Origin of the sequence: Pseudoalteromonas sp. P1-8, assembly GCF_001399985.1 — a bacterium.
Lineage (GTDB): Bacteria > Pseudomonadota > Gammaproteobacteria > Enterobacterales > Alteromonadaceae > Pseudoalteromonas.
The window spans coordinates 127,403-150,713 of sequence record NZ_LJSO01000010.1 but is presented as its reverse complement, the minus strand read 5'-3'; the positions used below and the strand labels follow the sequence as shown (position 1 = coordinate 150,713).

Annotated in this window: 24 protein-coding genes; 3 read left to right on the top strand and 21 right to left on the bottom strand. The window is 42.1% G+C overall.

Going from position 1 to position 23,311, the window contains the following annotated elements:
- Positions 1–225 precede the first annotated feature (225 nt).
- From fdx to AN213_RS14770, 9 genes are all read right to left on the bottom strand, one after another.
- Positions 226–564 carry an ISC system 2Fe-2S type ferredoxin gene (gene fdx / locus AN213_RS14810; RefSeq protein ID WP_054563549.1) on the bottom strand — a complete coding sequence of 113 codons (339 nt, stop codon included), beginning with the start codon at positions 562–564 and terminating at the stop codon, positions 226–228.
- An 11-nt stretch (positions 565–575) separates the two neighbouring features.
- Positions 576–2,438: a Fe-S protein assembly chaperone HscA gene (hscA, locus tag AN213_RS14805; protein ID WP_055020911.1), complete on the bottom strand. Its 1,863-nt coding sequence runs from the start codon at positions 2,436–2,438 to the stop codon at positions 576–578.
- Positions 2,439–2,485: 47 nt separating this feature from the next.
- The gene (hscB, locus tag AN213_RS14800; RefSeq protein ID WP_054552503.1) at positions 2,486–3,013 is read right to left on the bottom strand and encodes a co-chaperone HscB; all 528 of its coding nucleotides are present in this window, start codon (positions 3,011–3,013) and stop codon (positions 2,486–2,488) included.
- A gap of 78 nt (positions 3,014–3,091) precedes the next feature.
- The gene (gene iscA / locus AN213_RS14795) at positions 3,092–3,415 is read right to left on the bottom strand and encodes an iron-sulfur cluster assembly protein IscA (RefSeq protein ID WP_054552502.1); all 324 of its coding nucleotides are present in this window, start codon (positions 3,413–3,415) and stop codon (positions 3,092–3,094) included.
- An 11-nt stretch (positions 3,416–3,426) separates the two neighbouring features.
- The gene (iscU, locus tag AN213_RS14790) at positions 3,427–3,810 is read right to left on the bottom strand and encodes a Fe-S cluster assembly scaffold IscU (protein ID WP_054552501.1); all 384 of its coding nucleotides are present in this window, start codon (positions 3,808–3,810) and stop codon (positions 3,427–3,429) included.
- 40 nt (positions 3,811–3,850) lie between these two features.
- Positions 3,851–5,068 (bottom strand): IscS subfamily cysteine desulfurase, encoded by a 1,218-nt coding sequence (locus AN213_RS14785; protein WP_054552500.1) that lies wholly within the window; start codon positions 5,066–5,068, stop codon positions 3,851–3,853.
- A 22-nt stretch (positions 5,069–5,090) separates the two neighbouring features.
- The gene (gene iscR / locus AN213_RS14780; RefSeq protein WP_054552499.1) at positions 5,091–5,582 is read right to left on the bottom strand and encodes a Fe-S cluster assembly transcriptional regulator IscR; all 492 of its coding nucleotides are present in this window, start codon (positions 5,580–5,582) and stop codon (positions 5,091–5,093) included.
- A gap of 192 nt (positions 5,583–5,774) precedes the next feature.
- The gene (gene trmJ / locus AN213_RS14775) at positions 5,775–6,497 is read right to left on the bottom strand and encodes a tRNA (cytosine(32)/uridine(32)-2'-O)-methyltransferase TrmJ (RefSeq protein WP_054563546.1); all 723 of its coding nucleotides are present in this window, start codon (positions 6,495–6,497) and stop codon (positions 5,775–5,777) included.
- Between the two features lie 78 nt (positions 6,498–6,575).
- Complete coding sequence (locus AN213_RS14770; RefSeq protein WP_055198974.1) at positions 6,576–6,923, bottom strand: four helix bundle protein; 348 nt, start codon at positions 6,921–6,923, stop codon at positions 6,576–6,578.
- A 317-nt stretch (positions 6,924–7,240) separates the two neighbouring features.
- On the opposite strand from AN213_RS14770, the gene suhB reads away from it, so the two are divergent.
- Positions 7,241–8,044, top strand: a complete 804-nt coding sequence (gene suhB / locus AN213_RS14765) for an inositol-1-monophosphatase (protein WP_054552496.1) — start codon at positions 7,241–7,243, stop codon at positions 8,042–8,044.
- Between the two features lie 33 nt (positions 8,045–8,077).
- On the opposite strand, the gene AN213_RS14760 is transcribed toward suhB, so the two are convergent.
- From AN213_RS14760 to queA, 8 genes are all read right to left on the bottom strand, one after another.
- Positions 8,078–8,908, bottom strand: coding sequence for an ABC transporter substrate-binding protein (locus AN213_RS14760; RefSeq protein ID WP_055198973.1), 831 nt, complete (start codon positions 8,906–8,908; stop codon positions 8,078–8,080).
- 84 nt (positions 8,909–8,992) lie between these two features.
- Positions 8,993–10,783, bottom strand: a complete 1,791-nt coding sequence (locus AN213_RS14755) for a GGDEF domain-containing protein (protein ID WP_055198972.1) — start codon at positions 10,781–10,783, stop codon at positions 8,993–8,995.
- Between the two features lie 87 nt (positions 10,784–10,870).
- Positions 10,871–11,422 carry a hypothetical protein gene (locus AN213_RS14750; RefSeq protein WP_055198971.1) on the bottom strand — a complete coding sequence of 184 codons (552 nt, stop codon included), beginning with the start codon at positions 11,420–11,422 and terminating at the stop codon, positions 10,871–10,873.
- A 56-nt stretch (positions 11,423–11,478) separates the two neighbouring features.
- Positions 11,479–12,426 (bottom strand): protein translocase subunit SecF, encoded by a 948-nt coding sequence (gene secF, locus AN213_RS14745; protein ID WP_054563541.1) that lies wholly within the window; start codon positions 12,424–12,426, stop codon positions 11,479–11,481.
- Positions 12,427–12,434: 8 nt separating this feature from the next.
- Positions 12,435–14,294 carry a protein translocase subunit SecD gene (secD, locus tag AN213_RS14740; RefSeq protein WP_054563540.1) on the bottom strand — a complete coding sequence of 620 codons (1,860 nt, stop codon included), beginning with the start codon at positions 14,292–14,294 and terminating at the stop codon, positions 12,435–12,437.
- A 22-nt stretch (positions 14,295–14,316) separates the two neighbouring features.
- Positions 14,317–14,655 carry a preprotein translocase subunit YajC gene (gene yajC / locus AN213_RS14735; protein ID WP_054563539.1) on the bottom strand — a complete coding sequence of 113 codons (339 nt, stop codon included), beginning with the start codon at positions 14,653–14,655 and terminating at the stop codon, positions 14,317–14,319.
- A gap of 29 nt (positions 14,656–14,684) precedes the next feature.
- A complete protein-coding gene (tgt, locus tag AN213_RS14730) occupies positions 14,685–15,812 on the bottom strand; it encodes a tRNA guanosine(34) transglycosylase Tgt (protein ID WP_054563538.1) in 1,128 nt (375 codons plus the stop codon).
- 150 nt (positions 15,813–15,962) lie between these two features.
- A complete protein-coding gene (queA, locus tag AN213_RS14725; RefSeq protein WP_054563537.1) occupies positions 15,963–16,994 on the bottom strand; it encodes a tRNA preQ1(34) S-adenosylmethionine ribosyltransferase-isomerase QueA in 1,032 nt (343 codons plus the stop codon).
- A 214-nt stretch (positions 16,995–17,208) separates the two neighbouring features.
- Here queA and AN213_RS14720 point away from each other — a divergent pair, with 214 nt between their 5' ends.
- Both AN213_RS14720 and AN213_RS14715 read left to right on the top strand, forming a co-directional pair.
- On the top strand, positions 17,209–19,719 hold the full coding sequence (locus tag AN213_RS14720; protein WP_055198970.1) for an EAL domain-containing protein: 2,511 nt from the start codon (positions 17,209–17,211) through the stop codon (positions 19,717–19,719).
- Positions 19,720–19,952: 233 nt separating this feature from the next.
- Positions 19,953–20,156 carry a hypothetical protein gene (locus AN213_RS14715; RefSeq protein ID WP_054563535.1) on the top strand — a complete coding sequence of 68 codons (204 nt, stop codon included), beginning with the start codon at positions 19,953–19,955 and terminating at the stop codon, positions 20,154–20,156.
- Between the two features lie 23 nt (positions 20,157–20,179).
- Here the strand turns inward: AN213_RS14715 and AN213_RS14710 are convergent, their stop codons facing one another.
- The 4 genes from AN213_RS14710 to AN213_RS14695 all read right to left on the bottom strand — a co-directional run bounded on the left by AN213_RS14710 (position 20,180) and on the right by AN213_RS14695 (position 23,271).
- Entirely contained in the window at positions 20,180–21,088 is a 909-nt protein-coding gene (locus AN213_RS14710) for a hypothetical protein (protein WP_055198969.1), read from the bottom strand.
- Position 21,089: 1 nt separating this feature from the next.
- Positions 21,090–21,689 carry a hypothetical protein gene (locus AN213_RS14705; RefSeq protein WP_055198968.1) on the bottom strand — a complete coding sequence of 200 codons (600 nt, stop codon included), beginning with the start codon at positions 21,687–21,689 and terminating at the stop codon, positions 21,090–21,092.
- On the bottom strand, positions 21,682–22,224 hold the full coding sequence (locus AN213_RS14700; protein WP_054552480.1) for an RNA polymerase sigma factor: 543 nt from the start codon (positions 22,222–22,224) through the stop codon (positions 21,682–21,684). The genes AN213_RS14705 and AN213_RS14700 overlap by 8 nt, the downstream gene beginning before the upstream one ends.
- A 120-nt stretch (positions 22,225–22,344) precedes the next feature.
- A complete protein-coding gene (locus tag AN213_RS14695) occupies positions 22,345–23,271 on the bottom strand; it encodes a hydrogen peroxide-inducible genes activator (protein WP_054563531.1) in 927 nt (308 codons plus the stop codon).
- Between the last annotated feature and the right edge of the window lie 40 nt (positions 23,272–23,311).

Genomic DNA, 23,311 nt, shown 5'->3' with positions numbered 1-23,311 from the left:
CAGCTATCAGCTATCAGCTATCAGCTATCAGCTATCAGCTATCAAAAGCTTAAGAAAATCGGGAAATAAATGTAAAGCTATTGCTGTTCAAAAACACTAATAACTGAACCACCCTCTCGTTCTGCTAAAAACTGACGGCTGAAAGCTGACAGCTCTAAAAAACAAAAAACCGCTGTAGAGACCAAGCAACTACAGCGGTTTTTACGAAATCAAAGCCGTTAAAAATTAATGCTCTTCATTAACGATATTGAGATTATACTTTGGAATTTCAACCACTAAATCTTCATCTTTGATCACCGCTTGGCAACCAAGGCGTGACTCAGGCTCAAGACCCCATGCTTTATCTAGCATGTCATCTTCTAGCTCATCGCTCTCATCTAAAGAGTCAAAACCTTCACGGATGACTAAGTGGCATGTTGTACACGCACATGATTTTTCACATGCATGTGGAATGCTAATACCATTCTTTAGCGCTACATCTAATACCGTTTCACCTGCAGGAGCTTCAATAGCAGCGCCTTCTGGGCATAACTCTTCGTGTGGAAGAAAAATAATTTGTGGCATACCTTACCTCGTTAAACTTCGTCTACTGACTGCCCTTGCAGCGCTTTTTTGATTGATGCATCCATTCTGCGAGCAGCAAATTCGCTACTTGCATTGTCTACAGCTTCAATCGCTGCTTTAATTTCTGCAGGTGTTGTTGCGCTTTCACGTACGGCAACAAGTTTAGCAATTTCTGCTTTTAACGCACCTAATTCTTGTTCATCAAGTAATGCACTGTCGGTTGCCAATGATGCTTCAAGCGCTTCAACTACACGTAACGCTTCAACTTGCTGCTCTTTAAGCATACGCGCTTGCATGTCGTCTTTCGCGTTAGTCATTGACTCTTTAAGCATGTTTGCAACTTGGTCGTCCGATAAACCAAATGATGGTTTGACCTGAATTTCAGCTTGCACACCCGTTGATTTTTCCATTGCCGATACACTTAATAGGCCATCGGCATCAACTTTAAAGGTTACGCGAATGTGCGCAGCACCTGCTGCCATGGCCGGAATACCTTTTAAGCTGAATTTTGCCAACGAACGACAATCGTCAACTAACTCACGCTCACCTTGTAGTACATGCAGTGACATAGCCGTTTGACCATCTTTGAAAGTGGTAAACTCTTGTGCACGTGCTACAGGGATCGTGGTATTACGTGGAATGATTTTCTCAACCAAGCCACCCATGGTTTCAAGACCTAGCGACAGTGGTAATACGTCTAATAGCAACATGTCTGAATCTGGCTTATTGCCAACCAGTACGTCTGCTTGTAATGCCGCACCGAGTGCAACTACGCGATCTGGGTCGATAGAAGTCAGTGGCTCTTTATCAAAAAATGCAGCAACTTGGGAGCGTACAATTGGCATACGAGTCGAGCCGCCAACCATTACAACTTGCAGTACTTCTTCATTCTCGATACCGGCATCTTTAACAGCACGGCGACAAGAGCGTAGTGTTTTCTTCACAAGGCTAAGAGCTAGCTCATCAAACGTTTCGCGGGTAACTTCAACCTTGTGGCTTTGACCATCAAACTCTAAACCAACATTTACAGTTTGGTATTGGCTCAGCGCTTCTTTACACGCTTTTGCTTTATTGATGAATAAACGCAATACCGATGCAGAAAGCTCGCTCACACCCGTTTGTTTTTTGAAGTAATCAACTAATAGCGAGTCAAAATCGTCACCACCAAGGCTTGAGTCACCGCCTGTAGCAAGTACTTCGAATACGCCTTGGTGTAAACGTAAAATAGAAATATCGAAGGTACCGCCACCCAAATCGTACACGGCGATAATGCCTTCTTGGCCTGAATCAAGGCCATAAGCAACAGCCGCAGCCGTTGGCTCGTTTAATAAACGTAATACCTTAATACCTGCAAGCTCTGCGGCATCTTTAGTGCTTTGACGCTGAGCATCATCAAAATAAGCTGGCACAGTAATAACAGCGCCTAAGATGTCTTGGCCTGCAAAGCTGTCTTCTGCACGTAATTTTAATGCTTTTAAAATTTCACTCGATGCAGTAACAGGGCTAATTGCACCCGCAACCGTGCTGATTGCTAATGAGCCATCATGCTCACAAAATTCATACGGCAGTTGACCATAGCTTTTTTCGATTTCAGTCTGAGTTTTCCCTAAAAAACGCTTTACTGAAATTAGAGTGTTTGCAGGGTCTTGAGTAGCAGCTGCAGCAGCTCGCTCGCCAACCACAATGCTATCTGCTTGGTATTGCACTACCGATGGTAGCATCGCGTTGCCTGCTAAATCAGTTAGTGTGCGCGCTTCGCCGCTTTGCACTGTTGCAACTAACGAGTTAGTTGTACCAAGGTCAATACCGACTGCTAATTTGTGCTCATGTGGTGCCGCGCTCTGCCCCGGCTCAGCAATTTGCAATAATGCCATAATGCTCTTTTTAAACTCTTAAATAGCTGTTGTATAACAACTAACGATTAATCATCAAATAAACTGTCTTCAATACGCTCTAGTTCATCGCGTAGCTTATAAACAAACTTCAATTTACGAATATTGTCAGCAGCAGCTTGCCATTGTTGCTCATCATTACTTGCCAGCTGAGCGGCTAATTCACTGCTGTATTGTTTATCGAGCTGTTTAATTTGCGCTTCAAACTGGGCAATTGCTGCATCAGGATCTGCGGCATTTTCAAGTTCTTCTAATTCTTCACGCAGCTCCATTTGCTGCATTAAGAATAGCGGGTCTTGTAATGTTTGTTGCTCGGCGCGAATATCAACACCAAGCTCGCTAAGCATGTACTCAGCACGTTTTACCGGGTGTTTTAAAGTTTGTAATGCATCATTGATTTCTGCTGCATTTTGCACAGCAAGTAATTTATCACGGCTGCTAGAGCTTGCGTGGCGATCTGGGTGAACTGCACGTTGCAGCTCAAGGTAGTGTTTATTAATAGTCGCTAAATCAATGTTGTAATCTACTGGAATTGCAAATAACTCAAAGTAACGCATTACATAATCCAACTCGGTAAACAGGAAAGAACAAAGCCCTACATAGGCAGGGCTTCAAGCAAAGAAAGTTTTATAAGCTTAAACGGTAAAGCTTTCGCCGCAACCACACTCATCGGCTTGGTTCGGGTTGTTAAACTTAAACCCTTCGTTCAAACCTTCTTTGGTGTAATCAAGCTCAGTACCATCAATGTAGACTAAGCTTTTAGCATCAACGATTACTTTCACACCACGGCTTTCAAAAATTTCGTCGCCGTCTGCTAACTCATCAACAAATTCAAGAACATAAGCAAGACCTGAACAGCCCGTCGTTTTAATGCCAACGCGTAGGCCAATGCCTTTGCCGCGATTTGCTAAAAATGATTCTACGCGGTTTGCTGCCGCATCTGTCAATGTCACTGCCATGAATTTATCTCTTACTTCGCTTGTTTGCTTTTGTAGTCAGCAATTGCTGCTTGAATCGCGTCTTCTGCTAAAATTGAGCAGTGAATTTTCACTGGCGGTAATTCAAGCTCAGCACTGATATCAGTGTTTTTGATTGTTGCAGCTTCATCTAATGTTTTGCCTTTTACCCACTCAGTTACAAGTGAAGAAGAAGCGATTGCGCTACCACAACCATATGTTTTGAATTTTGCATCTTCAATTACACCTTCTGGTGATACTTTGATTTGCAATTTCATTACGTCACCACATGCTGGTGCACCCACCATACCTGTTGCAACTGACGGATCATTTTTGTCTAAAGCACCCACGTTACGTGGATTTTCAACATGATCGATTACTTTATCACTATAAGCCATAATACTATCCTCACTACCTGCTAGCGGCGGCGATCACTGATTAGTGATGCGCCCACTCAACTGAATCTAAATCAATACCTTCTTGATGCATTTCCCATAGAGGAGACATCTCACGTAAACGGCCGATCGAGTTTTTGATTAGTTCAACGGTGTAATCAATCTCTTCTTCAGTCGTAAAGCGGCCAATGCTGAAACGAATTGAGCTGTGTGCCAACTCGTCATTACGGCCTAATGCACGTAGTACATAAGAAGGCTCTAAGCTTGCTGAGGTACAGGCTGAACCTGATGAAACAGCAATGTCTTTAACAGCCATTAATAACGACTCACCTTCAACAAAGTTGAAGCTGATATTTACAATACCTGGAACTGAGTGACTTGGTTCACCATTGAAGTAAACTTCGTCCATATCAGCCATGATGCCATCGATCAGGCGCTTACGAAGTGCGCTGATGTGTGCATGGTCTTTTTCGAAATCTTCTTTAGCGATTCTAAATGCCGCACCCATACCAACTAATTGGTGAGTAGCTAGTGTGCCTGAACGCATACCACGCTCATGACCACCACCGTGCATTTGCGCTTCTAAACGTGCGCGAGGCTTACGACGAACATAAAGTGCGCCTACACCTTTCGGGCCATATACTTTGTGGCCAGAGAACGACATGAAATCTACTTTTAACTGTTGCACGTCGATAAGTACTTTACCTGCGCTTTGTGCAGCATCTACGTGGAACATAATTTTGCGCTCACGGCACATTTCGCCGATTGTCGCGATATCTTGGATAACACCTAGCTCGTTATTTACGTGCATTACGCTCACAAGTACTGTGTCGTCACGCATTGCAGCTTCAAGCTTTTTAAGGTCAAGTAAACCGTTTTCTTCAACGTCCATATAGGTTACTTCGAAACCTTGACGCTCTAGTTCACGACACGTATCAAGCACTGCTTTGTGCTCTGTTTTAACAGTGATAACGTGCTTGCCTTTCTTCTTATAGAACTGCGCAGCACCTTTAATTGCTAGGTTGTTTGATTCTGTAGCACCTGAAGTGAAAACAATTTCACGTGGGTCAGCGTTGATCAGATCAGCAATATCTGTACGTGCTTGATCAACTGCTTCTTCTGCTTGCCAACCAAAACGGTGTGAGCGTGATGCAGGGTTACCAAAATTACCGTCCATAGTCAGGCATTGCATCATTTCTTTTGCCACACGTTCATCAACAGGCGTGGTTGCTGCGTAATCTAAATAAATCGGTAACTTCATTTCTCTCTCCGCTTTCGTCAAGCTACAGTTGACAGCTTACTTGAATGTTTTCCAGTTGCTTAATTGCATTGTTGATGCTGTTATCTTGGCGCGATGCGACTTCTTTCACATCTGACTTTTCCACCAATTCAGCAAGGGTAATACTATTTAAAAACTCTTCGATACGTGCGCTTAAGTCCGACCATAAGGTATGAGTCAAACAACGCATGCCGCTTTGGCAGCCACCCGTTGCATTGTGGCAACGTGTTGCATCAACAGACTCATCAACGGCGTTAATCACATCGCCGACAGAAATTTCGTTCGCTTCTCGACCTAATAAATATCCGCCACCTGGGCCACGCACAGAGGTCACAAGGCCGTTTTTACGTAAACGGGCGAATAGTTGTTCAAGATAAGATAACGAAATCTCTTGGCGTTCAGAAATATCGGCAAGAGGCACTGCACCCACATTTGTATGTAGTGCAACATCCAACATGGCGGTTACTGCGTATCTGCCTTTTGATGTTAACTTCATGGAGCCCCCGATGTTACTGCACGCTAAGGTGTGCAAATTTTAATTACCAGACCAAAATAGTCAAGTATTATCACTTGATAAAAATTGATACTTGCCATTGATAAAACCGAATACTTGACAAAAACAGTCAAGTACTAGGTACATTGTAATTACCTGAGTAATTTAGTCAAGTATTATACTTATAACCTGTGATTATTTAATAGACTTATTAATAGAGGTAAGAATACCGCGTAAAATGTTCATCTCAGCTTCTTCTGGACGTGCGCGGTTAAATAAGCGACGTAGTTTAGTCATCACCATGCCAGGGTGTTGCTTGATGATAAAACCTGTGTCGTTTAGCGTTTGCTCTAAATGCTCGTAGAACAGCTCTGTTTGCTTCGCATTTGGGTAGGTTGCTTCGTCTTCTTCTTGTACTTTTGGCTGTTTATTTAAATATGCCATACGTGTTTCATAACACAGCGTTTGCACGGCCATTGCTAGATTTAGTGAGCTGTATTCAGGGTTTGCAGGAATACATACGTGGTAGTTACATTGTTGTAGCTCTTCGTTCGTTAAACCACTATTTTCACGACCAAACACGAGTGCAACAGGGCCATGTTCAGCCTCAGCCACTAATTTTTCACCACATTCACGCGGCTCAACCATAGGCCAAGATAAAGTACGTGAGCGTGCGCTGGTACCAATTGTTAAACCACAATCAGCAATCGCATCTGCCAGTGTATCAACAACCACTGTTTTACCTAAAACATCAGTTGCACCGGCCGCAAGCGCACTCGCATGACTGTCAATTTCACAAGCAGGATCAACAAGATATAAATTTGATAAGCCCATCGTTTTCATAGCACGTGCCGCTGAGCCAATATTACCAGAATGTGATGTGTTAACTAATACGATACGAATATCATCAAGTGTCATTGCGTTGTTACTTACTGAAAGTCAAAAATTGCGGGGATTATAACATGCTATCAGCTATCAGCTATCAGCTATCAGCTATCAGCTATCAGCTTCGATCTTATGAATAAGAGATGTCAACATTTTTGATAGCTCTTCCGTTTCACTCACCCAAGCTCTACCTATGGCAGCATCAATGTATTTAATCTCAATTCCGATATAAATTTGCGTTCGTGTTTCTGCTATGGACGATCTTGATATATCTAAAAAACGCACCCGTTCTTTTTTGCTGATTCTCACCATACCTTCTGCGATGTTACTCGGTATTGATAAACCAGAACGTGTGAGCTGATTGCGAAAGCCAAAATCATTTAGATCTGTCGTTTCTTTGTAGATGTCAGCACTTAATCTTGCGGAACGCTTCCATACCTCTAATTTTTCAAAATTCATACTTGCATCCTTTTAAGTATAAAAACTTTATATAGGCACGAATTTTTCAGAATGCAAATTTCAAACTGCCGACTGACGGCTGACGGCTGACGGCTGACGGCTGACGGCTGACGTCTGACGGCTGACGGCTGACGGCTGACGGCTGACGGCTGACGGCTGACCACTAACCCCTTCTTCTGAAATTAAATCAACAACAAAATCAGAACTGTACAAAAAACAAACTAATTTATTCGAGTTTATTGTTTACTTTACGCTAGAAATCGCTAGAATACGCCGGCTTAAATATATTCGTTCTTTTACAACCCAAAGGTAATGCTATGCATCCAATGTTAAACATTGCGGTTCGCGCTGCGCGTAACGCAGGCAAAATTTTACTTCGCGCAAGTGAAGATTTATCAAAAGTTGATGTACAACAAAAAGGCACAAACGACTTAGTTACTAACATCGACAAAGAAGCTGAAGCCGCAATTCGTGATACCATTTTAAAATCTTACCCAGATCACACTATCGTAGGTGAAGAGCTTGGTGAGCATAAAGGTAAAGATGCAGATTACCAATGGATTGTAGACCCTCTTGATGGCACAACTAACTTCATCAAGGGTATCCCTCATTTCGCAGTATCTATTGCACTTAAAGTTAAAGGTCGTTTAGACCAAGCTGTTATCTATGACCCAATCCGTGGTGAATTATTCACTGCTTCTCGTGGTCAAGGCGCACAGCTTAACAGCAAGCGTTTACGCGTAACTAAAACTAACGAGTTAGCAGGTTCTGTACTTGCAACTGGTTTCCCATTCAAACAAAAGCACCACTTAGACGCATACTCTGAAGCGTTTAAAGCACTTTTCGTGCACACTGCTGATATCCGCCGTGCAGGTTCTGCTGCATTAGATATGGCTTATGTTGCAGCCGGTCGTGTTGATGGTTTCTTTGAAATTGGCCTTAAGCCATGGGACACAGCGGCAGGCGAGCTTTTAGTTAAAGAAGCAGGCGGTATGGTTGTTGATTTCGCAGGTGGTATTAACTACAACCAAAGCGGCAACATCATTTGTGGTGCACCTAAGTTAACTCAAGCAATCATTCGTGAAATTCGCCCAGTGTTAACTGAGTCACTACTTCGCTAATAGCGGGTTGTAATGTAAAAATACAAAAAGGAGCTAAGGCTCCTTTTTTTGTGGCTGAAAATAATCGTTGTCGAGTTTTATCTCTATGACTTCACCTTCTTTAAATGGCAACTTAGCCAAGTCTTCAGCAAAGTAACTGGCAAATAGCTGTTCAAACTCGCCAGTGCTTTTCATCACCTTGAGTCCTTTTAACAGGGCTTCTGCCAATTCAGGCTTGTGGTTACTGACAAAAAAGTAAAATGCCGTTGGATAGCTAATATAAAGGTCAGGCACTATAGCCAGATCGTCACTTTTGATTTGTTCCATTTCAGAAATAACCTCAATGAACGAACGCGGAAAATAATCAACTCGCCCTCTGATCACTAAGCTAAACATTGCCTGGTAATTTGCCAGCGGTCTGACTGTTAAGCCGTTTTGAGCAAGGATTTTAGTATCGGGCCAATCATGGCCTTGAATGGCACTAAACTGCGCTAAATCTTGTTTCGTTTTTAAATCTTTAAAACGCGGTAAAAACGCTCGCTTAGTTAGTAATGCGCGTTTACCAATGTAGCCTTTAAACAAAGGTACTTTAACTGCTATTGCAAGGTGTTCTCGCTCGGGGCTTGTCATACTCCAAAACACATCGGCTTGCTTTTCATCGAGCATCAACAATGTGCGCTGTTGATGGGGGTGAACCAGAACCTCGTTGATTTCTGCTTGATAATTACTGGCACGCAAAGCTGCTGCCAGCAATTCATGAAGATAATAATCGCGTTTATACAGTGGGCGTTGTTCAATCGCTAAATTGACCACATTGTTAGCTTCTGTGGTAAGGCTGTATCCTAGGCTTAGCAATACTAGGATTGCACTACATAGTCGCTTCATTGTTATTTTTATTCATTGTGTTTTTTTTAAGCTACACCCAGTTAAACAGGGACACAAGTAAAATTAAGCGAACTTAAAATTTCTTCATGAACTGATAGATATCACTTCATCTTTTTGGCTGCTTAAACGCACCACTGCAGGGGCTGGTCGACTACGTTTACATACAAACAAGTGGCTACTCTGATAACGCTTGGCCTCTTTTTTCGCATCTGTTGCCAGCGCTGCGACTTGGTGGCTGTTAATACATAACTCTAAATCAGGCTTAACTAAACCGATTGATAATGTAAGTAGTGGCACAAACTGCTTTTTACCTTCTCGATTGCTTGCCCAATAACCCCCTTGCTCAATATGTTCTGGGGTGAAAAAGGTGCGAGACTGCAGCTCAAACTTACTAATGATGTCATGACAAACTTGCTCTGCATCATTTTTATCAAACACCACCATAAAGTCATCACCGCCAATGTGCCCGATAAACCCCTTGCTAGTGCTACAGGCCTCTACGATGACTTCTGCAAGTAATTTTATAACGCTGTCACCACTGGCATAACCGTACAGGTCATTGAATTGTTTAAAGTGGTTTAAATCTACGTATGCGAGTGAGAACGGATAATTATTACGAAGTCTCAGCTCAATTGCTTCGTTAATCGCGACATTACCCGGCAGCATAGTAAGCGGGTTGGCATGTTGTGCGTGGCGGATTTTTTCTTCGGTAATGTGTTTTAAGATATTACGCAGGGGTGCCAACCCTAAGTATTCACTACTTCGGGTGATAACAATGTGGCGTCGAATATCAAACTCAAACTCAGTAATTTGCTGACTCACCGTATCGAGTAACTCGTTTTCGTCAACGATTAACGGCTGTTTATCCATTAAAGAAGTAACTGGCTGCTTATCATAAAGTGCATGGCCATAGGGAGCGGCAAACACTTCAGTGAGTTGATCTCGGTGTAATAAACCAACAGGAATATTGTGTTCAAGTACTGCCAAGCTCGTTAAGCTTTTATCTTGCTCAAAGATACTGTGAGCGTCTTTACAGCGGGTTGTTGCTTCAATGCTGGCGTGCTCGACTGCCAACCAGCCAATCGCCATAGACTGCTCAAAAGTATTGCTATTATCTGATGACTCTAAGTGCTTTAAGCAGTGAATATTAATTTCGTAACTTGGCTGTAAGCTCGGCCTTTCGAGTAAAAAGCCTTGTGCATGTTGTACGCCTAAACTTTCGAGTAAACGAAGCTCCTCTGCCCGCTCTATGCCCTCTGCGATAACTTGCGTATTGGTGGCTTTTGCAAGCTCTATAATTGACTTTAAAAACTCTTTTTTAACCACACTCTGATCGCAGTGATCAATAAAGTAGCGGTCTATTTTTACAAACTCAGGACATAACTCAGACCACTGCTTTAAACCCGAATAGCCAGCCCCTAAGTCATCAATGGCAATCGAAAAGCCTAACTCACGATAATGAGCAATGGTCTTTAACAATAAGAAGCCATCATCGACTTTTTCTTGTTCTGTAACCTCAATAACTACCCGGTTAGTTGCAAGGCCAAAGTGTTCAACTAGATGTAATGTTTCACCTTTAGGATGGCAAGGATCAAGTAAGGTTTTAGGGCTTACATTTAAAAATAGCTTGCCTTCTAGATTGAGTTTTACAAAGTTCTCAATTGCTCTACTGCGGCAAAGTAGCTCTAATTCAGAGATCTTATGGCAAGCAATAGCTGCACTGAATAATGCACTCGGCATTTCTAACTCAGACCCTTTCGGGCCGCGGCTTAATGCCTCATAACCCAAAATATGTTGATTAGAAATATCAAAGATAGGTTGAAACAAGGTCTCAATTGCACTGTTATCTAAGATCTGCTGTAGTTGTGCGTTCACCTTACACCTAGCGTTAGTAATACAAATAGGTGGGTAAATTATCAACCTTGTATGACAATTTTATGGCAAGGCTATGACGAGTGCAGATTACTCAATAGCGGTGATCAGCTCAAGTTGCTTAATCCGGGCAAAACTATCTGTCATTTTTAATTTAGCTTTTTGGTAATCACTCTGTGCTAAATCAGCTTGTTCCGCAAATTTATAAACTGCGAGCGGATTAAGTAATAACTTTTGTGCGTGATAACAGCTTGGTGCTGCAAACTCAGGTAGTTCAGGCTCTACATTAATTGTTATTACATTCTTCAACGCCTCTGTATCATCACTTTGTTGTTGCTGAAACTCTGTAGCTTCTGCCATCGCTTGCAAGCTTGCCTCACACTCTGGCAACTGTGCTTTTAGATTCAAAAACAAGCCTGTTGATGAAGTAATTAGCTTAAGCGTCAAGTCTTGTAATTGCTGAGCAGTTGATTGGTTTTGTAGTGCTTCTACAACTTGCCAAGCCAACCCTTTATAGCTGTCGAACTGCTGCTGAAGTGTTACTTCAGGTGTTTGCTGCATTTCTGTCTGTTCTGGCTCAGGCTTATCGTCACAAGCACTAAGCATTAAAAGTACAAACACGCTAAACATCAGGTGTTTCATAATTTCTCCCATAAAAAAACCGCCCTAATTAGGGCGGTTTCTTTTTGTATCACTTATTAAGGCATTGGATCGAGATCCGCACCTTCTTTTTCAATTACTTCTGGAATTAAGTCTTCTTTACTTACACCCATTGCAATTGCTACAGCTGAAGCAACATAAACAGATGAATAAGTACCGATGAACACACCAAATAGTAATGCAGTTGCGAAACCGTGGATCGTTTGACCACCCCAACCAAATAATGCAATCAATACTAGGATAGTGGTGATTGATGTTACTAGGGTACGGTTTAACGTTTGCGTTAATGAAATATCGATAATTTCAATCGTGTCATCAATACGCACTTTACGGAAGTTTTCACGGATACGGTCAGATACAACGATGGTATCGTTCAGGGAGTAACCTATTACCGCCAAAATCGCCGCAAGAATCGTTAAGTCAAACTCTAGGCCAAGTACTGAGAATAAGCCTAGTGTGATGATAACGTCGTGTAATAGTGCCGATACAGCACCGATCGCAAAACGCCATTCAAAACGAAACGCAACGTAAATTAAGATACAGATAAGCGCAGTTAACATGGCAAGGCCACCCTGCTCTTTTAGATCTTCACCAACACTTGGGCCAACAAATTCGATACGACGCATTTCTACTGTCGACTCTACTTTTTGTAATGCCGTAATGATTTGGTTACCAATTACTTCTGCTTTTACGCCAGGACCTTGCGGAGCAAGACGCACTAAAATTTCTTTACTTGAGCCAAACAGTTGCACCGAGAAATCTTCAAAGCCACTTTCAGTGATTGCATCACGAACGTCTTTAAGATCAGGTGCTTGTGTAAAGCCTACCTCAACAGCTGTACCGCCAGTGAAGTCAAGACCAAAATTCAAGCCTTTAGTAAAAAACGACACGAAAGAAGCCAATATCAACAAGGTTGATAGTGCCATGGCAAACTTTCTTAACTTCATAAACGGGAGTGTTTTACCACCGAGTTTTAAAATTTGCATGCTGACTCCTAAATCGACAACTTATCAATACGCTTACCGCCAATGAATAAGTTGATTACCGCACGGGTACCAACAATGGCTGTAAACATAGAGGTGATAATACCAATCGCTAGCGTTACTGCGAAACCAGCAATAGGACCAGTACCCACTGCAAATAGGATCACTGCTGCGATAAGTGTTGTGATGTTAGCATCTAAAATTGTGCTAAACGCGCTGTCGTAACCAAAGTGAACGGCTTGTTGTGGACTACGGCCATCAGCAAGTTCTTCACGAATACGTTCGAAGATAAGTACGTTGGCATCAACGGCCATACCTACAGTTAATACGATACCTGCAATACCCGGTAGCGTTAACGCTGCACCTGGAATAAGCGACATCACACCCACAATTAATACTAGGTTTGCGCCCAGTGCGATATTCGCCACCATGCCGAAACCTTTGTAGTAAACAAGCATAAATAAAAGTACAAACACAAAACCAAGCACCACCGCTGTCATACCTGCTTCAATGTTTTCTTGACCTAAGCTTGGACCTACCGTGCGCTCTTCAACGATTTGAATTGGCGCTACAAGTGCACCGGCACGAAGTAATAGGCTTAGGTTATGTGCTTCAGCTGGGTTATCGATACCAGTAATACGGAATGAACGATCAAGACGCGCTTGAATCGTCGCTACGTTAATCACTTCTTCAACTTTAATTGGTGGAAGTGCTTTTCCGTTTTCATCTGTTTTACCTGATGGCTTGTATTCAATGAATACCGTTGCCATGCGTTTACCGATAGCACGCTTAGTGAACGCATTCATCTTTGCGCCACCTTTGCTGTCTAGCGTAATGCTAACTTGTGGACGTTGATACTCATCCATACCTGATTGCGCGCCAGTGATGTGGCTACCTTCAAGAATGATGCGTTGCTTAAGTACCACAGGATAACCTTCACGCGCCATGATCATTTCTGTACCTGGCGGTAAACGGCCTTGCAGGGCTGCACTTGCATCTGCATTTTCATCAACTTCGCGGAATTCTAGTGTTGCTGTTGCACCCAGAATCTCTTTAGCACGCGCTGTATCTTGTACACCCGGAAGTTGCACAATGATACGCTCAGCACCTTGGCGCTGTACGTTAGGCTCTGCAACACCGATTTGGTTAATACGGTTACGGATAATTGTTTCATTTTGTTTGATAGCGTAGTCACGAATTTCTTTAAGCTTTTGCTCGCTCATGCTGGCATAAAAAGCATTGTCGCTGCTGCTATCATCAACGTAAACGTTTAATGGGTAACGTGTTGATAAGAAACGCTCTGCTGCGTCTTTATCTTCTTCGTTACGCATTTCAACACGTAATCGCTCGCTGTTCGCTACACGGCGAATGGTGCGATAACGCAATTTTTCTTCACGTAAGTCACTTTTGAAATCTTGTTCCATTTGCTCAAGCTGAGTATCAACCGCCGTCGCCATGTCGATTTCCATAGTAAAGTGAACACCACCGCTTAAATCTAGGCCTAGTTTCATTGGGTTACCACCCAGTGACTTTAACCACTCTGGTTGAGCAGGCGCCATATTGATTGCAGAGATATAATCTTCACTAAGGGAATCACGCAGTAGATCTTGCGCTTTTAGTTGGTCTTCAACATTCTTAAAACGAACGAGGATTTGTCCGTCTTCAAGTTTGCTTGATTTAACAGTAACGTTATGTTCTTTGAGAGTCGCATTTACTTTATCGAGTACGCTGAGGTCAGCATCAGTACCTTTAGTGCCCGATACTTGTATGGCCGGGTCTCGGCCATACAAATTTGGAGAGGCATATAAAATACCAACGACTAACACTACAAGAACAAGTAAATACTTCCATAATGGAAACTTGTTTAACACGTGTGAGTCCTTATTTTTATTGTTATAGCGACTTCATAGTGCCTTTTGGCAATACTGCAGAAACAGCTGATTTTTGTACTGTTACTTCTGCTTGGTCGTTTAATGAAATCACGATGAAGTCTTTGTCATCAGCGATTTTAGCAATCTTACCTACTAAACCACCTTGCGTTAGTACTTCGTCGCCTTTCGCCATTGCGCCCATTAGTGCTTTATGCTCTTTTACACGCTTAGCTTGTGGACGGTAGATTAAAAAATAAAATACCAGACCAAAAATACCCAACATGATTAGCATTTCCATGCCACCACCTGCTGGTGCTGCACCTGCCGCACTTGCGTGGGCGTTTGAGATGAATAAACTCATTTCACTTCCTCTTTAATTTTTCTAAAAATTTAATCTGATGTATCTGCAAGCTCTGGCACATCTTGGCCGCGGCGTGCATAAAAATCTGCAACAAATTCGTCTAGTTTGCCATTACTGATGGCATTACGTAAGCCTTCCATCACGCGTTGATAATAACGTAAGTTGTGAATCGTGTTTAGACGCGCGCCTAAGATTTCATTACATTTATCAAGATGATGCAAGTATGCACGTGAATAGTTTTTACACGTATGACAATCACACTCAGGATCCAGTGGACCGGTGTCTGTTTTATGTACTGCATTACGGATTTTAACAATGCCGCCAGTTACAAATAAATGACCGTTACGGGCATTACGCGTAGGCATTACACAGTCAAACATATCGATACCACGGCGAACCGCTTCTACTAAGTCTTCTGGTTTACCAACACCCATTAAGTAACGAGGCTTGTCTTCAGGCATTTTGTAAGCACAGTGGTCAAGAATATTGATCATCTCGTTTTTCGGTTCACCAACCGATAAACCACCTAATGCATAACCATCAAAGCCAATTTCTTCTAGGCCTTTTTGTGATTGTGCACGAAGCTCAGGGTACATACCACCTTGGATAATACCAAATAGCGCAGCTGGGTTATCGCCATGGCCTTCTTTTGAGCGTTTAGCCCAACGAAGTGATAACTCCATAGAATCTTTAGCTTCTTTTTCTGTCGCAGGGTATGGTGTACATTCGTCAAAAATCATCACGATGTCAGAACCTAAATCACGCTGAACTTGCATCGCTTTTTCTGGCGAAAGCATGATTTTTTCACCGTTAACTGGTGAACTGAACATCACGCCTTCTTCAGTGATTTTACGCATTGCGCCTAAGCTGAATACTTGGAAACCGCCTGAATCAGTTAGAATTGGACGATCCCAATTCATAAAGTCATGTAAGTCACCGTGCTGCTTAATGATTTCTGTGCCAGGACGCAGCATTAAGTGGAAAGTGTTACCTAGGCAGATTTGTGCACCAGTATCTTTCACTTCGTCAGGCGTCATACCTTTAACAGTACCGTAAGTACCTACAGGCATAAATGCTGGTGTTTCTACAACACCACGTTCAAAAATCAAGCGGCCGCGGCGCGCTTTACCGTCAGTGCGGTCTAATTCAAATTTCATATTATCCTCAGTGTCGGAAAAACAGTCCAACAAGCTATAATTTAACCGCTCGATTCTACCCTGTTTGCGGGTTTATTACTATAAATTGGGCTAAATTCGAAAATAAAAAGCCCAGTTAAAAAACTGGGCTCTTTAAAATCTGATATGTTGTTATTTGCGCGTTAAGAACATCGCATCACCATAACTAAAGAAGCGATACTGCTGCTCAATAGCCGTGTGGTAAGCACCCATTATGTTCTCTTGACCTGCAAAGGCACTGACTAACATGATTAACGTTGATTCAGGTAAGTGGAAATTTGTCACCATGGCATCAACCACATTGAACTGATAACCCGGGTAAATAAAGATATCGGTATCACCAAAGTAAGTATCTAGTTTGCCGCCGTGCACTTTAGCAGCTGACTCCAGTGAGCGAACTGAGGTAGTACCTACAGCAATTACACGCCCACCTTTTGCTTTAGTTTCGGCTACCGCTTTAACCACTTCATCTGGTACTTCGATGTACTCTGAGTGCATAACATGCTCATCAACTGAGTCAACGCGAACAGGCTGGAAAGTACCTGCACCTACGTGCAAAGTCACAAAGGCCATGTTAATGCCCTTGTCTTTTAAGGCTGCCATTAATTTATCATCAAAATGCAGGCCAGCTGTTGGCGCGGCTACAGCACCAGGCTTTTCACCATAAACCGTTTGGTAGCGCTCACGATCTGACTCGTTATCAGGACGGTCAATATAAGGTGGTAATGGCATGTGACCGATGTCGTTTAGGATATCGAGTACATTTTCGTCTTTGGCAAATTCAAGCTCGAAAAGCTCGCCATGACGCGCAACCATGATTGCTTCGGCTTTACCTTCTAGAATGATTTTTGAGCCTGGTTTTGGCGATTTACTAGCTCGCACATGCGCAAGCACACGATGCTCGTCGAGTACACGTTCTACTAAAACCTCAAGCTTACCGCCTGACTCTTTTTGCCCGAACATGCGAGCTGGGATCACTTTGGTGTTATTGAAAATTAATAGGTCATTTTCATTAACGAGCGATAAAATATCACTAAATACTTTATGCTCAACTTGGCCTGATGGGCCATCAAGCGTCAGTAAACGACTGCTAGTTCGATCTGCTTTAGGAAAACGAGCAATTAATTCATCAGGAAGGTCAAAGCTAAAATCAGCTACGCGCATAGAGCATATCTCTCATTAATAAAAACGCGCCAAGTTTACTCTGATACGCCCACCACCTCAAGCAAAGCCCTGCGTCAACTTGGTACTAGCTTAAAGGATTACAAACTTAAGTACTTATTAACCGCTTTTGGGTAAAGTTTGCTTGTAGATTAAGCAAAATGTCATTATTCTAGCTTATTCACTAAACATGGGTTAAGTAAGAGGTAGTAGCGCCATGGCAAAGCAGTTAAAGCTGCTAATTTTGAACGCGAGCGTTGCTGAGCGTGAAACAATTAAGACCACATTAAACAAGCTTAATGTCTTCACGTTTATCGAAGCCAGTGACTCTCAAGATGCGCTTAAAATTCTTAAAAGCCACCCGGTGGATATTATCATTACAGGCCTTGAGGTCGGTAAGATTGATGGTTGGCGCTTTTCGCGCATGATCCGTTCAGGGTTATTAAAAACACCAAAAAACACACCAATTTTACTTACTCCACCAATCTATTGTGAACGTATAGCCGAAACCACGGCTCGCAGCTATGGCATTGATGCTGTTCTTCCATTTGAACGCCAAGATATGCTGCCGCAAGTGCTAGCCAACGTATTATCAACTCACCTTGAGAAAAGTAGTCGCCTTAATTTATTACTACTTGAAACAGATAACCGTAAAGCAGAAGATATCAGCGAACAGTTAAAACTTAGCTTCGCGATAACCCATACCACTTCAACAAAAGCGGCACTTGCGACCTATCTGCAGCAAAAATTTGCCATTGTATTGATTGACGCCACCGAATCTCATTCAGATACCGCAGCTGGGTTAATTAGCGAAATACTACAGCACAACCCAAAGCAAGCGATTGTAACCATCATTGATAACAATGATGCAGATTATGCTGAGCAGTTGTTGCTATCTGGCGTAACTGACTTTATTCGCGCCCCGTACGATCACTCGTTATTAAGTAAAGTGTGTGACCACGCTGCCCGTCGTGAAGATTTCATGGTGAGCTATGCAGAGTTTGCGCAAAAAGTAGAACAACTAAGCCAAAGTCAAAGCCGCTATAAAGAGCTGTTTTCTGCCCACCAACGTATTTTATTACACCTAAATACTGTGGTACTTGAGTTTAACCAAGAGGGTAATATTCGCTTTATTAACCCTGCTTGGGAGCATTTAACGGGCTATGGCATTAAGTCTAGTTTAGCAAAGTCATTAACTGACTTTTGTTTACCTGAGTGTAAAACAAAGCTACAAGATACTATTCAGCGTATTTTGCATGGTGGTGAGCAACAGCAACAGGTAGAGATCCAACTAAAACATAAAAATGGCAATGCCATTTGGGTTGAGTGTCGCTTACAGCTGATTAAAAACAGCCAAAACTCAGCAACTATTACCGCCACCATAGATAACATTCATGAGCGTAAACAGGCAGAGTTACAACTTCGTCACTTAGCCTTGCACGATACGCTCACAGAGCTGCATAACCGTTATTACTTTGACCAACAATTACAACGTATTTGTAAAGCCAAGTACACCAGTAACGATACAGAGCACGCACTGATTTATATCGATTTAGATCACTTTAAAATCATCAACGACAGTAAAGGTCACCAACAAGGTGACATCGTTTTAAAAGAAGTTGCCCAGTTATTCACTGCGAATATTAGTGATGAGCACTTAGTGTGCCGCATCGGTGGTGATGAATTTGCCGTGATCTTAAAAAATACTAACTTACTCGATGCACACTTGGTGGCAGAAAGTATTTGTATGGCGATTGAAAAGCACCGCTTTCATTCAGAAGGTCAAGAGTACTCAATTAGCTGTTCAATTGGTTTAACACAAATCACCGAGCAAAATAACGACCCAAGTGAGTGTTTAAAACAAGCTGATATCGCCCTTTATGTAGCAAAAAGCTTAGGCCGTAACTTAGTACACTGTTATTCAAAAGAAGATAGTCATCACAATAGTTTACAAGCCGGTCTTGAATGGGGCCATAGTATTCGCCAAGCATTACAACATGATGCTATCGAACTGCACTATCAACCGATTTGGGACTTTAAACGCGGCCACGTCGCCTACTTTGAAGCACTATTACGCTTAAAGCTTGATGATGAGCTTATCTACCCTAATCAGTTTATTCCTGCTTTAGAGCTTTTAAACGATACTTTCTTGATGGACCAATGTGTTATTCGTAATGCCATTAAGAGCGTTGCCGAGTACCCAGAGCTTAACCAAGTAGCAATTAACTTATCAGCACAGTCGTTTTTAGATGAACGCTTACTGCCGCATATTGAATCGAGCTTAAAAGAATACAATGTTGAACCAACACGCATTATTTTTGAGATCACCGAGTCTGCGAGTATTAATAACCTAGTTGCAACCCGTGCCATGATCGAGCGTTTGAATGGCTTAGGCTGTCACTTCTCTATTGATGACTTTGGTACTGGCTTTAGTACCTTTAATTACCTTAAACAGTTACCGGCTCAACACGTAAAAATTGATGGTTCATTTGTTCGCGACATGTTGAACGACCCAATCGATTTAGCGCTTGTAAAAGCGATTAATGATATTAGCCGTTCGCTTGATAAGCGCTCTGTTGCTGAATATGTTGAAAACAAAGAAATATTCTTAGCGCTAAAAGAAATTGGTATCGACTATGGTCAAGGCTACTTTATTGCCCGCCCAGTACCGGTTGAAAAAATTAGCGACGAGCTGAAAAAAATATCTGAAAATAATCTTTTTAACTAACAAATATCTAGCCTTAAAAAGCCTAAATTTAATACATTTTTAAACATTTTTTCTTAGTTTTTAAACTTCCATACTGACAATACTCATCTATACTTAAATCCACAGCAAGATAAAATGTCGTGTTTTTATAGTGATTATCTATAATAAACATGACATTACTTATTACATTAAACATACTGAGTATGACTTAACATCGTTAAGTCCATCTATTAGCGGTATAAAGGAGAAAAGTGATGACACAACTAATCGTTTTGTTGCTGATTGTGAATCTAGGGATAGCGTATCAATGTTACCGTAATGCGACCTTTAAGGGGTACCCGGTAAAAACATTTACAGGGCTAGGTTTAGTACCTTACTTTAACTTAGTCGTGTGGGTTTACTTGTTGTTTTTACCCGACTTAAAACCATTTTCAATGAATGAAAAGCAGCCACTTTAGGCTGCTTTTTTAGTTGGGAGAATTTAAAAACTATAAGTTGATGCTTTTTCGAGTAATTGCGCGGCTTTTATATCGCCAACCACACACTTTTTAATGTCTGACTTTTTAAATACTTTTACTTGCTCAGTTTTACCTTCGCTAACACCACGGATGATAAAGCTGACATGTTCATCGTTAGGCAGATTTCTTAAACCGCTCCCATAATCACACAAAGTCAGTGATAAGCTCTGATCTACTCGCTTAGCTAAAGAAGCCAGCTGTTGCTTTTGCTCTTTAACACGAGCTTGTTTTTTCTCAGCTAACTCTTTGCGCATTTGTTGCTGCTTTTGTGATAACTTTTGCTGCTGCTTTTCAAGCTCTTTAATCGATGCTTGCAATGCTTGTTTACGTTTTTCGAGCTCTTGCTCTTTGGCATCTTTATCATGACGACGGTCAAATTCAAGGTCGCGCTTTTCACGTTCAAGATCACGGATTTCACGGCTCACATCGCGCTCTTGCTCAGCTACTTCACGTACTCGCTCTGCGCTTTCGCGCATCACTTCCATAGCTTGCTGATAGGCTTCTTGCGTTTTCACGACTACTGCATCGCTGATCACTTGCACATGTTCACCTAACACTTCGATTTCAGTTAGTTCTTCAAAATCGATATCTGGCATAGGTGGCAGCGGCGCATCGGGTACAGAGGCAAACACTGTAGACCAGCGCGAACTGCCTCGTACATCAAAGCTAAACACCACACCTTGATGCTGCAAATAACTCGAAGACACATTTCTTACCTTGTTATCGGTATCTTGTTTTAACGCCGCTGAGAGGATTTTTTCCATGATCCCGACTTCACGCTGAATTTTATCTAACTCATCACTTGCTTGTGCCTGTAAGCTTACTGCTGTGCAAAGCAATAAGGCTGCCGTAGTTGATTTGTATTTTGACATCTTAATACTCCAAATTGTTGGCAACGGTTGGCAATGGTCCGCCGTCCACTTGCTCTGCTAAATCATTTAACTGCATACGTAAGTACGCTTGGTCTTGGGCCCGCTGCGTTTTGATATATGCAAGTACGCTGGCAATATCTTCTTGGCGCTCGACTCGCCCGGTTTTAATCGCTTCTTTGGCCAGTTGGTACATCTGTTGTTGCTGCACTTCGTTTTGCGCAGTAATAATGTTTTGCAACTGATCAATTTGCTTTTGTTGTGACTCTAGTAAATTGGTTTGCTTGGCCACTTGCTCAAGTAACTGCTGATTTCCTTGCTGTGGATTACTAACAAAAACCCATGCGCAAAATACTATTGAAGCAGCCACTGCCCACATTCCAGCACCAAAAAACAGACTTTGTTTTTGCACTTTAGGCATCGTAGACTCTCGATCCCAATTTGGTACAGGTACCGTTTCATAATGTTGACTTTGTTGTTGCCACTGCATTGCATTGTTCATCATTGATGCATACTCAGCATTGGCTTGTAGCAACGCAATCTGCTCTTCAGTGAGGCTCTCGCCTTCTAACCATGCGGTAAATAATGAATCTAAATTAGCCATCTACGGCCTCCAAATGCACTTTTAACTTACCAAGCGCACTGTATAGTCTTGATTTAGCTGTATTGGTCGAAATACCTAATTGCTCAGCGATTTCTTCAAATGTACAGTGCTGAAAAAACTTTAACTCCACCACCAAGCGTTGCTCCCAGGGTAAATTGTTCATCATTGCTTTGAGTTCATGATGCTGCTCAGATTGCAGTTGATTGGTTTCTAACTCACTATGCTCGCAGCTTTCTTCTGGTATATCGTCTAAACCTTGATGCAGCTTACGGCGGCGGTAATATTCAACACTACGCCGGTGCACAATTTGATAGAGCCAAGTATTAAAACTCGATTCACCACGAAAGCTCGGCAAGCTTTTATAAACAGAAATAAACACTTCTTGCATTAAATCCATTGCATCATCAGGGTGACTTAACATCCTTAGGCAATAGTTATATACCTGTGTTTCATGCTGCTTAACTAATTTCAACCACGCCCGTTTATTGCCCTGTTGCGCTTTAGCAATTAGTGTCTCAAGGGATTGAAAAAACACGCTAGCCTCGTCATCTGATCTGCCTTTAATGGTTTTGTTATTATGTTAGTCGAGGGAAGGAAAAAAATAGTTTGCTTAAATAATAAAAAACCCCAAATATTTTTTATTTGGGGTTCTTTATTATTCGTCGCATTGACCGTCTAAGCTACACTGCTTATTAAGAAAGAGCTCTAGCTGCTGACTAAACAGCCTAAAGTCTCTGATCCGGCCTGTGGTTTTACGCCACACAATGCCAATATCACGGTATGCATCGCCTTGTGATGGCGTAGCAACCATATCTTTTTTATCTAAAATACCGGCATTGATAGCCATTTGCGGTAAGAAAGTAACACCAAGCTGGTGTTCAACCATACTTAATAAGGTATGTAAGCTTGCCGCTTCAAATGGGTTAATACAGCTTGAGCGATTCAAATGGCAGGCACTTAACGCATGGCCTGTCATACAGTGCTCACGCTCTAGTAAGAACACACTCGCATCTGGTAATAGGTTAAAGTCTTCCACGCCATCTGCTGGTGTGTAATCTTTATGGTGCACTAGGCTGAACTGATCTTTAGCGAGTACTTGGGTATGAAACTTTTCAGTGTCATAAGGTAAAGCAAGTAATGCCATATCAATTTGGCCATGCTCAAGTTTATCGAGTAGCTTGTCACTGGTGTCTTCAACCAAAACTAACTCTAACTCGGTAAAGGTCTGTTTGCAGAAATGATATAAAGGCGCAGCAATAAAGCTGGCAATCGTTGGGATCACACCAAGCGTGAGTGTGCCACTTAAAGGCGTTAAAAAGCTTTTTGTCAGCTCTTTAAGGCTAAGGGTGTCGTCAATAATCTTACGTGCTTTTTCGACAACCTCTTCACCAATTGCGGTAAACATTAAGCTGCGGTTTTCACGCTCTATAAGCTGGCAACCTAAGGTTTCTTCTAAGTTCTGAATTGCACTACTTAAGGTTGATTGACCGATAAAACAGGCGCTTGCTGCGCGGCCAAAGTGTTGATGTTGGTGGACTGCTAATAAATACTGTAGTTGTTTAATACTTGGTAAGTTATTCATTCTCTACCTGCAAATAAAAAGACCCCAATACCTAAGGCAT

Excerpts from the sequence above, each read along its gene's own strand:
- fdx (WP_054563549.1), bottom strand. The coding sequence starts at position 564 with ATGCCACAAATTATTTTTCTTCCACACGAAGAGTTATGCCCAGAAGGC.
- hscA (WP_055020911.1), bottom strand. The coding sequence starts at position 2,438 with ATGGCATTATTGCAAATTGCTGAGCCGGGGCAGAGCGCGGCACCACAT.
- hscB (WP_054552503.1), bottom strand. The coding sequence starts at position 3,013 with ATGCGTTACTTTGAGTTATTTGCAATTCCAGTAGATTACAACATTGAT.
- iscA (WP_054552502.1), bottom strand. The coding sequence starts at position 3,415 with ATGGCAGTGACATTGACAGATGCGGCAGCAAACCGCGTAGAATCATTT.
- iscU (WP_054552501.1), bottom strand. The coding sequence starts at position 3,810 with ATGGCTTATAGTGATAAAGTAATCGATCATGTTGAAAATCCACGTAAC.
- AN213_RS14785 (WP_054552500.1), bottom strand. The coding sequence starts at position 5,068 with ATGAAGTTACCGATTTATTTAGATTACGCAGCAACCACGCCTGTTGAT.
- iscR (WP_054552499.1), bottom strand. The coding sequence starts at position 5,582 with ATGAAGTTAACATCAAAAGGCAGATACGCAGTAACCGCCATGTTGGAT.
- trmJ (WP_054563546.1), bottom strand. The coding sequence starts at position 6,497 with ATGACACTTGATGATATTCGTATCGTATTAGTTAACACATCACATTCT.
- AN213_RS14770 (WP_055198974.1), bottom strand. The coding sequence starts at position 6,923 with ATGAATTTTGAAAAATTAGAGGTATGGAAGCGTTCCGCAAGATTAAGT.
- suhB (WP_054552496.1), top strand. The coding sequence starts at position 7,241 with ATGCATCCAATGTTAAACATTGCGGTTCGCGCTGCGCGTAACGCAGGC.
- AN213_RS14760 (WP_055198973.1), bottom strand. The coding sequence starts at position 8,908 with ATGAAGCGACTATGTAGTGCAATCCTAGTATTGCTAAGCCTAGGATAC.
- AN213_RS14750 (WP_055198971.1), bottom strand. The coding sequence starts at position 11,422 with ATGAAACACCTGATGTTTAGCGTGTTTGTACTTTTAATGCTTAGTGCT.
- secF (WP_054563541.1), bottom strand. The coding sequence starts at position 12,426 with ATGCAAATTTTAAAACTCGGTGGTAAAACACTCCCGTTTATGAAGTTA.
- yajC (WP_054563539.1), bottom strand. The coding sequence starts at position 14,655 with ATGAGTTTATTCATCTCAAACGCCCACGCAAGTGCGGCAGGTGCAGCA.
- tgt (WP_054563538.1), bottom strand. The coding sequence starts at position 15,812 with ATGAAATTTGAATTAGACCGCACTGACGGTAAAGCGCGCCGCGGCCGC.
- queA (WP_054563537.1), bottom strand. The coding sequence starts at position 16,994 with ATGCGCGTAGCTGATTTTAGCTTTGACCTTCCTGATGAATTAATTGCT.
- AN213_RS14720 (WP_055198970.1), top strand. The coding sequence starts at position 17,209 with ATGGCAAAGCAGTTAAAGCTGCTAATTTTGAACGCGAGCGTTGCTGAG.
- AN213_RS14715 (WP_054563535.1), top strand. The coding sequence starts at position 19,953 with ATGACACAACTAATCGTTTTGTTGCTGATTGTGAATCTAGGGATAGCG.
- AN213_RS14710 (WP_055198969.1), bottom strand. The coding sequence starts at position 21,088 with ATGTCAAAATACAAATCAACTACGGCAGCCTTATTGCTTTGCACAGCA.
- AN213_RS14705 (WP_055198968.1), bottom strand. The coding sequence starts at position 21,689 with ATGGCTAATTTAGATTCATTATTTACCGCATGGTTAGAAGGCGAGAGC.
- AN213_RS14695 (WP_054563531.1), bottom strand. The coding sequence starts at position 23,271 with ATGAATAACTTACCAAGTATTAAACAACTACAGTATTTATTAGCAGTC.